Origin of the sequence: Pseudomonas fluorescens group sp. (assembly GCF_020093335.1) — a bacterium.
Taxonomy (GTDB): domain Bacteria; phylum Pseudomonadota; class Gammaproteobacteria; order Pseudomonadales; family Pseudomonadaceae; genus Aquipseudomonas; species Aquipseudomonas petroselini.
Window position 1 is genome coordinate 1 of the sequence record NZ_JAIOKW010000073.1, and the last position, 8,414, is coordinate 8,414.

Annotated in this window: 10 protein-coding genes; 3 read left to right on the plus strand and 7 right to left on the minus strand. The window is 61.0% G+C overall.

All coding sequences use genetic code 11. The features are described from left to right. Positions 1-85: 85 nt before the first annotated feature. From K7431_RS30560 to soxR, 3 genes are all read right to left on the minus strand, one after another. Positions 86-1,000, minus strand: a complete 915-nt coding sequence (locus K7431_RS30560; RefSeq protein ID WP_198409084.1) for a LysR substrate-binding domain-containing protein — start codon at positions 998-1,000, stop codon at positions 86-88. Positions 1,001-1,054: 54 nt separating this feature from the next. Next, a complete protein-coding gene (locus K7431_RS30565) occupies positions 1,055-1,930 on the minus strand; it encodes an alpha/beta fold hydrolase (protein ID WP_043205113.1) in 876 nt (291 codons plus the stop codon). A 335-nt stretch (positions 1,931-2,265) separates the two neighbouring features. Continuing rightward, positions 2,266-2,715 carry a redox-sensitive transcriptional activator SoxR gene (soxR, locus tag K7431_RS30570; RefSeq protein WP_012723299.1) on the minus strand — a complete coding sequence of 150 codons (450 nt, stop codon included), beginning with the start codon at positions 2,713-2,715 and terminating at the stop codon, positions 2,266-2,268. A gap of 100 nt (positions 2,716-2,815) precedes the next feature. Between soxR and K7431_RS30575 the strand changes: the two genes are divergently transcribed. Beyond that, on the plus strand, positions 2,816-3,181 hold the full coding sequence (locus K7431_RS30575) for an antibiotic biosynthesis monooxygenase (protein WP_043205115.1): 366 nt from the start codon (positions 2,816-2,818) through the stop codon (positions 3,179-3,181). Here the strand turns inward: K7431_RS30575 and K7431_RS30580 are convergent. From K7431_RS30580 to msuE, 4 genes are read right to left on the minus strand one after another with little or no spacing between them, the layout of a single operon-like run. Next, a complete protein-coding gene (locus K7431_RS30580; RefSeq protein WP_012723301.1) occupies positions 3,170-4,273 on the minus strand; it encodes a sigma-54 interaction domain-containing protein in 1,104 nt (367 codons plus the stop codon). The two genes, K7431_RS30575 and K7431_RS30580, sit on opposite strands and share 12 nt — an antisense overlap. A gap of 11 nt (positions 4,274-4,284) precedes the next feature. Further along, a complete protein-coding gene (locus K7431_RS30585; RefSeq protein WP_012723302.1) occupies positions 4,285-5,472 on the minus strand; it encodes an acyl-CoA dehydrogenase family protein in 1,188 nt (395 codons plus the stop codon). Between the two features lie 37 nt (positions 5,473-5,509). Then, entirely contained in the window at positions 5,510-6,652 is a 1,143-nt protein-coding gene (gene ssuD, locus K7431_RS30590) for an FMNH2-dependent alkanesulfonate monooxygenase (protein ID WP_012723303.1), read from the minus strand. 9 nt (positions 6,653-6,661) lie between these two features. Beyond that, positions 6,662-7,225, minus strand: a complete 564-nt coding sequence (gene msuE, locus K7431_RS30595; protein WP_012723304.1) for an FMN reductase — start codon at positions 7,223-7,225, stop codon at positions 6,662-6,664. 400 nt (positions 7,226-7,625) lie between these two features. Between msuE and K7431_RS30600 the strand changes: the two genes are divergently transcribed. Next, on the plus strand, positions 7,626-7,895 hold the full coding sequence (locus K7431_RS30600; protein WP_043205116.1) for a hypothetical protein: 270 nt from the start codon (positions 7,626-7,628) through the stop codon (positions 7,893-7,895). A 233-nt stretch (positions 7,896-8,128) separates the two neighbouring features. After that, positions 8,129-8,414, plus strand: a 286-nt coding sequence (locus K7431_RS30605) for an aminotransferase class V-fold PLP-dependent enzyme (protein ID WP_224316765.1), incomplete at its 3' end; no start/stop codon positions are given.

The window sequence follows — 8,414 nt, forward strand, 5'->3', positions numbered from 1 at the left end:
GCGGTGGGTCAGTCAACTTTTGAGTGACTGACACCCTGCAATCGGGGGCAAGCCCCCTCCCACATTTTTGATTGGGTTTGTGACCTCAGATTGAGAGCCCCTTGAAGTGTGCCTGCAAAAACTCCACGCAGGCGCGCAGCTTCCCGGAATACGCCAAGCGAGTCGGGTACACCGCCCACACGTTGGCGCTCTGGGTATATCCGTGCAGCACCTGCATCAGCTTGCCTTGCTCCAGCAGCGGCTTTACATCCCACATCGAACGCAATAACACCCCGCGCCCATCCAACGCCCACTGCAACACAATTTCGCCATTGTTCGACGACAGCGGCCCCCGCACGCGCACGCTTTCCTGGGCGCCGTCGTGTTCCAGGTTCCAGATGCCAAACGCGTTGTCGCGCTCCTTGAGGACCAGGCAGTCGTGCTGCTCCAGGTCGCTCAATTGGTGCGGTGTGCCGCGTCGTTGCAGATACGCCGGGGCGGCGCATAGCACGCGACGGTTGCTCACCAGTCGACGGCCGATGTGCTGGCCGGGGATGTCGTCGCCCACGCGGATCTCCAGGTCGAAACCTTCGCTGACGATATCGACCACACGGTCGAGCAGGTCCAGGCGGATCTCCAGGTCCGGGTACTGCTCGGCCAGCAACGACAGGGCAGGCGCCACATGGTTGCGGCCAAAGCCGAACGTGCTGCAGATATGCAGGCGGCCACGCGGGCTGTCATGCGCGTCGCTGAGTTCATCGGAAAGTTGCTGGAAGTCTTCCAGGATGTGCACGGCCCAGCGCTGCACCCGTTCACCGTCTTCGGTCAGGGCGATGCGCCGGCTGGTGCGGTGCAGCAGGCGGGTGGCCAGGGTGGTTTCAAGGATCTGGATGCGCTTGCTGACATACGCAGGCGATAACCCAAGCTCATCAGCTGCCGCAGCGAAGCCGGCCTTGCGGATCACGGTCAGGAACACCCGCAGGTCTTCAGGTAGGGGCACGGTATCTTTCTTATTCGTCATCAGAAACAAGCGTGGCGGCATGAGCCGCCAGAATAGCATTGCGCTGGCCACGGCTCAGCGCAGGAAGCTCAGGACTTCGCCCAGCAACAACTCTGGGGCTTCTTCGGCGATGTAATGGCCGGCCGGCAAGGCCTTGCCGCGCACATCAGTGGCGACTTTCTGCCATTCCTTGAGCGGCTCGAAACAGCGGCCGACGGTGCCTTCGGCGCCCCACATCACCAGCAGCGGCAGGTTCAGGTGATGGCCGGCGTCGATGTCCGCCTGGTCGTGCTCAAGGTCGATACCGGCAGCGGCACGGTAGTCTTCGCAGATGCCGGTGGCGGTGCCCGGCAGTTTCAGGCAGCGCAGGTATTCGGCGAAGGCTTCATCGGTGAACGGCTTGAGCCCGGCACTGCGGCTGCCCATTACGCTGCGCAGGTACAACTGCGGGTTGCTCTCGATCAAGGCCTCCGGCAGCGGCGCCGGGCGGATCAGGAAGAACCAGTGCCAGTAGGCGCGGGCGAAGGCTTCGTCGGTTTGCGCATACATCGAGAGGGTGGGGGCGATATCCAACAGCACCATACGTTGCACGGCGGCCGCATGGTCCAGGGCCAGGCGATGGGCCACGCGGGCGCCACGGTCGTGGGCCAGCACCGAGAACTGTTCGAAGCCAAGGGCTTTCATCAGCTCCACGCTGTCGCGGGCCATTTCCCGTTTCGAATAGTTGGAGTGATCGTCATTGGCGGGCGGTTTGCTGCTGTCGCCATAGCCGCGCAGGTCGGCAGCCACTACCGTGAAGCGTTCAGCCAGTTGCTCGGCGACTTTGTGCCAGATGACGTGGGTTTGCGGGTGCCCGTGCAACAGGAGCAGGCCGGGACCTGTACCGCCTGTGCGGTAACTGATGCTGACGCCGTTGACGTGGCACTGGTCTTTCTGGAATCCGGCGAACATGGAATGGCTCCTTGTGATGAGTGCTTGCATCCTGGAATCACGCGGCGTTCGGGGCAAGGGCGAAAGCGTGGAGGGGGTGTTCATGAAGTGTGTAGGCGCGGTGAGTGACGACTCGATCTTTCCAGCAATGGAGGTCACCTGTGGGAGCGGCGGTGCGTCGCTCCCACCGTTAATGTGTGTGGTGTGCAGCCGATCTCAGCTTTGCTTGAACCTCTCCATGGCTCGCTATCGTTCTCCTTGACGGTGGTGGCGGAGGGACGGCTTTTTCACTATAGGCCACGTATTGCGCGGCCTATAGGCAACCGACGCGGTGCTCTCCAAGCACTGGGAACGGGTCAGCGGTGTGGAGTGGGCTCCAGCAGTTGGGCGCCCGGACCGCACTCACCGAGCTTGTCGCCCTGATTGCGCAACGGACACGCCTCCATCGATAAGCACCCACAGCCAATACAGCCATTGAGTGTGTCGCGCAGCAGCGTCAGCTTGTTGATGCGCTCATCCAGGTCTTCCCGCCATAGCGCCGATAAGCGTTCCCAATCCCGGGCGTTGGGTGTGCGCCCCTCCGGCAACGCCTGCAACGCTTCGCCAATCGTTGCCAGCGGAATCCCCAGGCGCTGGGCGATCTTGATCACCACCACGCGCCGCAACACATCCCGTGGATAACGCCGTTGGTTACCGGCATTGCGATTACTCTTGATCAGCCCCTTGGTCTCGTAGAAATGCAACGCCGTGACGGCCACACCACTGCGGGCGGCGAGTTGGCCGACGGTGAGTTCCTTGTTCAGCATGAAAAACTCCCAAACAACGCTTGACCTTGACTTAACTAGAGGTTTTACCCTGCGTGGCATCGAATCGCAAGATTCTGCCTACAGAGAAAGGGGAGTGTTCATGCAGGTATCAGAGAAGAATCGCAGCTTCACTCAATTGATCGAATTTCAGATCGAGCCCCGGCAACAAAGGGCGCTGGTGGCGGCCCTGTCCCCCCAAAGCGAGCGCCTGGCCCAGGGCCATGGCGGCTTTATCAATGCGAGTGTGCAGGTCAGCGACGACGGGCGCCGGGTGCTCAATTACTTGCAATGGCGCTCGCGCGAGGACGGCGAGGCGGCCTTCAAATGCTTTGAGCATGGCGAGGAAGATTTCTGGACGTTGATTCGCGCCCATCAGGCCACAGCCGTGACCTTTGGTTCGTTCCAGGTGCTGCGCAGTTTCGAGCGCAGCCATGACAACGCGCTGCATTGCCGCCTAAATGGATAGATGCAACATGCGTTCGCCCTGCACGTTTTCGCCGGGGCGGCGCTTGTTCACCGCCAGCTCGCCGATCTTGATCAGGCGCGTGCGCGTGACGTTGCGGCTCAAGCCCAGCAGGTTGGCGGTGTGCACTTGGTTGTAATGGCTGAAACGATAAGCAGCGCGTAGCAGGGCATCCTCGACTTTTTCATGCAGGGCGCCGGCCTGTTCCTCGAAGAGCTTTTGGAACGCGCGCGCCAGCAAGGCTTCGGCGCTGTTGTCGGTGCCGTGCTGGCTGTCGTCCTGGCGCTCGATGCGCATGTTCGACAGGCGCAAATCGTCGCGTTCGATCACGCCGTTGCGGCAGATCAACAGCGTGTGGTGGATCACGTTTTCCAGCTCGCGGATATTGCCTGGCCAGCTGTAGCTTTTGAGCTTGTGCTCGGCCTCGCGGCTGATGGTGATCGGGCCGTAGCCCAGGCGCTGGCTGTAGGCGTCGATGAAGTGCCGGGTCAGCGGCAGGATATCGCCGGGCCGCTCGCGCAACGGGCTGAGTTCCAGGCTGACCACGTCGAGGCGGTAGTAGAGGTCCTCGCGGAAATGCCCGGCGTTGATGGCTTTTTCCAGTTGTACGTTGGTGGCGGCAAGCACACGCACATCAATCGCAATGCTCTTGCGCGAACCCAGGCGCACGACTTCGCGTTCCTGTAGGACGCGCAGCAGCTTGACTTGGATTGCCATCGGCAAATCGCCGATCTCGTCCAGGAACAAGGTGCCGCCGTCGGCTTCTTCGAACCAGCCGGCCTTGGCGCTGAGGGCACCGGTGAAGGCGCCTTTTTCATGGCCGAACAGTTCGGCTTCCACCAACGATTCGGAGAACGCCCCGCAGTTCACCGCCACGAACGGCCGGTTGCGTCGCGCGCTGAGGTTGTGAATATGCCGTGCCACCAGCTCTTTACCGGTCCCGGTCTCGCCGATGATCAGCACGCTGGCTTCGCTGGGCGCCACTTGCTGGATGTGGTCGAGCAGCGCCTGGGATTTGGGGTCTTCGAAGACCTGGGCCGTGGCGCGGATCGACGTCGCGAGGGCGGGCGAGGGCGGTAGGGTCAAAAGCTGCATGGGCACCTCTCTTAGGAATAGAACGTCGGAATCGGCAGGGATTGGTTCAACGCCCAATCCCCCAGTTCATGGAGCTTGTAGTCCACCGGGTCGTGCAGGGTTTGCGTGCGCAGGTTGCGCCAATGACGGTCCAGGCGCAGCGATGCATGGGTTGCGCGCGCGCCAGTGACTTCGAACAGACGGCTGCACAGGTCCAGGCCTTGGCGGGTCGCGGCAACTTTGGCGGTGGCAATGGCGATAGCCAGTTGGCCGCGCTCGCTTTCGCTGAGGTTCGGGCCCTTCGCCCAGGCGTGGTCGAGCAACTCGGCAGCGCGTTCCACCAACAGGCGCACACCTTCCAGGGCGACCCAGAATTCGCCGTAGTGGTGCAGCACGTAAGGGTCCTGGCGCACGTCTTCGGCGCTGGACTTATGCCACGAGCGGGTCTCGGTGAGCGTGTAGTTGCGCGCTTCTTCGAAAGCGCCTTCGGCAATACCGAGGAACATATGCGTGAACGTCAACTGCGCGATCAACGGGCGCAGACAGGCGAAAGGTGTGCTCAGCGGGCCTGGGTCGAGCAGCAGTTCCGATTCTTCGACGCGTACCCGCTCGAAGCTGGCGCTGCCGCTGTCGGTCTGGCGCTGGCCAATATTGTTCCAGTCGTTGTGCAAAGTGATGCCGCTGCGACCGCTGGGGATGGCCGCGATCAACAGCTTGCCGCCGGCGGTTTCATCCACCGCCGAGGCGATCAGCATTTCCGAGTCACTGGCGCCGGAGCAGAAGCTCTTTTTGCCGGAGAACTCGCGCCAGCCGCCGAAATCCTTGACCACCGTGCGCGTGTCCAGTGGGTTGAGGGCGTTGCCCCAGAACCAGTTTTTGCGTGCGGTCTGTTCGAACCAGGGTTGCCATTGGTCCGGGCGCGAAAACAGGCGCACGGTGGCGAGCATCAGGTGGTGAAAACCGAAGACATGCGCGATGGAACTGTCGACCTTGGCGAACTCGCGCACGATGCCCAAGGTGTCGCTCCAGCGTGCGCCGAGCCCGCCGTATTGGGCGGGAATACTCAGGGCCAGCAGGCCGCTCTGGCGCAAGGCGTCACGCTCGGTTTTGGGCGTGCCACCGCGCTCGTCACGCTCGACGGCGGTGAGGGCGAATTCAGCTGCCAGCAGTTTGGCGGTCTGCAAAGGAGACGGCAGGACGCTGTGGGGGGTGGCTGTCACGCGGTGTTCCTCAATGATTTGGCCGATCTCATTGCATTCAGGCCTTTGTTGTTGGCAACACATCGTTGGCGATCATTTCGCCGAACGGGCCAGTGAGGTTGGTAATACCGCGCCCAGCAAGGCTGGCATAGGGTTCCGGTAGCAGTGGGAACACCAACTCGGCAAAGCGATAAGCCTCTTCCAGGTGCGGGTAGCCGGAGAAAATGAAGCTTTCGATGCCCAGGTCGGCGTATTCCTTGATGCGCTCGGCGACTTGTTGCGGGTTGCCGACCAACGCGGTACCGGCACCGCCGCGCACCAGTCCGACGCCGGCCCACAGGTTGGGGGCGATTTCCAGGTTGTCGCGGCGCCCGTCGTGCAGGGCGGCCATGCGGCGCTGGCCTTCGGAATCAAAACGCGAGAAGGATTTTTGCGCGGCGGCGATGGTGTCGTCGCTGATGTGCTCGATCAGCTTGTCGGCGGCTTTCCAAGCCTCTTCTTCGGTCTCGCGCACGATCACATGCAGACGGATGCCGAACTTCACGGTGCGCCCGCGGCGTGCGGCGCGCTCGCGGACATCCGCGAGTTTTTCCGCAACGGCGGCGGGCGGTTCGCCCCAGGTCAGGTATACATCGACCTGCTCGGCGGCGAGATCGTGGGCGGCGTCAGAGGACCCGCCGAAATACAGCGGTGGATAAGGCTTCTGCACCGGGGGGTAAAGCGCCTTGGCATTCTGTACACGCAGGTGTTTGCCCTCGAAATCCACCGATTCGCCCTGCAAAACGCGGCGCCATATCTGTAGGAATTCGTCGGAGACTTCGTAGCGTTCACTGTGATCGAGGAAGCTGCCATCGCCACGGTTTTCGTCAGGGTCACCGCCGGTAACCACGTTGATCAGCAGACGACCATTGGACAGGCGATCAAGGGTCGCCGCCATGCGCGCCGAGACCGTGGGCGAGATGATGCCCGGACGAATCGCCACCAGGTAACGCAGGCGCTCGGTCAGCGGCACCAGCGCGGAGGCGATCACCCAGGAGTCTTCGCACGAGCGCCCGGTTGGAATCAATACGCCGTAGTAACCCAGGCTGTCAGCGGCCTGGGCGACTTGCTTGAGGTAATTGAGAGTGACTGGCCGTGCACCTTGGGTCGTGCCCAGGTAATGACCGTCGCCGTGAGTGGGCAGAAACCAGAAAACATCCATGACAAATCCTTACGCAATTTTCAGCAGAGAGGGGGAGTGCGCAGCGAACAAAGGCGCTGCACGTTCTGCCGCGAGTTGAATACGGGCTTTTAAGAGTTCGCTGGTTATCTGGTAGTCGGTGAAGTCAGCCTCGGTGGCGTAGACGCCGATCGGCAGGGTCAGCGCCTGGAAGAAGCTGAACAGCGGTCGTAACTGATGATCGAGGACCAGTGCGTGGCGTTCGCTGCCGCCCGTGGCTGCGAGCAATACCGGTGTGTTGATCAGCGCATTGAGGCCGATCAGGTCGAACAAATGCTTGAGCAAGCCTGGGTAGGACCCGCGATAGACCGGTGCGGCGACGATCAGCAGGTCGGCCTGTTCGATTGCCAACAGTTGCGCTTCGACTTCAGCGGGCAGTTCATCGCGCGACAGTGCGCCCCCCAGCGGCCGGGCGATGTCGCCCAATTCGATCAGGGTGGTCTGGATCGGCAGCAACGTGGCCAGTTCAGCCAGCACAGCCTGGGTCAGCACCAGGGTGCGGGACGGACGCCAGGTTCCGCCGGAGAGGGCAACGACATTCAGTGGACGTGTCATGAACAGTTCCTTTTTCAACAGTGGTTCATAGCAGGTGGGTTGCAACCTGTTGAGCAAGAGCTGTACCAACGGGTGCAGGCCTTGATTGGCGTGGGTTGCAGGCTCACTGCTGAAAACTGCTGCTGTTGGCTGCCTGGTGATTTGTTGAATGACTGTTGGGTGAGCAACAGTTGCGTGGGCAACAATGCCGTTGCTGTGTAGCGACATTTATAGAGGGTTAGTTTTATTCCGTAAATGAAAGTATTTCCATATTTATAGATCATAAAAGAATATAAAGGTAAGACTACCGAAGGTGCTTAGGCGGTTGATAGCAACTATCACGGGAGGTGATTTTTCACCGTGCAGGGGCGGGAGTAGCCTGTGTTCATTGACTCGAAACCTCCTTTGCAGAGCTACCGCCATGAACCGATTCCTCGCTGTTTCCTTATTGATTGTCAGCTCAGTCCTTGCCGGATGTGCGAGCCATCCTTCACCTGAATTGCGTCCCTACACGGCGGAAGAAACCAAACAGTTGGCCCTGGAAGCATTGAGCCGCCGTGGTTTGTCGTTTGATGAATACCAACAGCAGCGCGCCGCACTGACCGGCCAGCCACAGAAACCCTTCGGCTTTGATCGCCAAGGTGAAATGAATGCCGAGCGCAGCGTGACCTTGCACGGTCGTCCGAGTTGAGTTCGCGCCTGGCGACAAAAAGCCCGAGGTTTCCCTTAAGAAACCTCGGGCTTTTTGTTTGCCATTGGGCGACTTCAGCCTGTTAAGCTGAATTTCAGGAGCGTTCCTACGCACATTTACATAAAGTGGTCCTTCTTTAATGGCATTCGATCGGTTAAACCTGACGACCTCTGTCCCGGTCCGTGCCCCTGAGACGCTGCTCTCGGGAACCTGCTCTGCGAGTTTCTAACGTCATGAATAAACGTCCGCTGTATTTCGACTACGCCGCCACCACGCCGGTGGATGAGCGGGTCATCCAGGTGATGGTCGAGTGCCTGGGCTTCAATGCCAATTTCGGTAACCCCGCGTCCAGTTCCCACGCGTTCGGCCAAGCAGCCCGGCAAACGGTTGAACAGGCGCGTCGCCAGGTGGCCGAGCTGGTCGGTGCCCAACCTGAACAAATCGTCTGGACCTCCGGCGCCACGGAATCCAACAACCTTGCGATCAAGGGCGTGGCCCAGGCGCGGGGCGTGGCGGGTG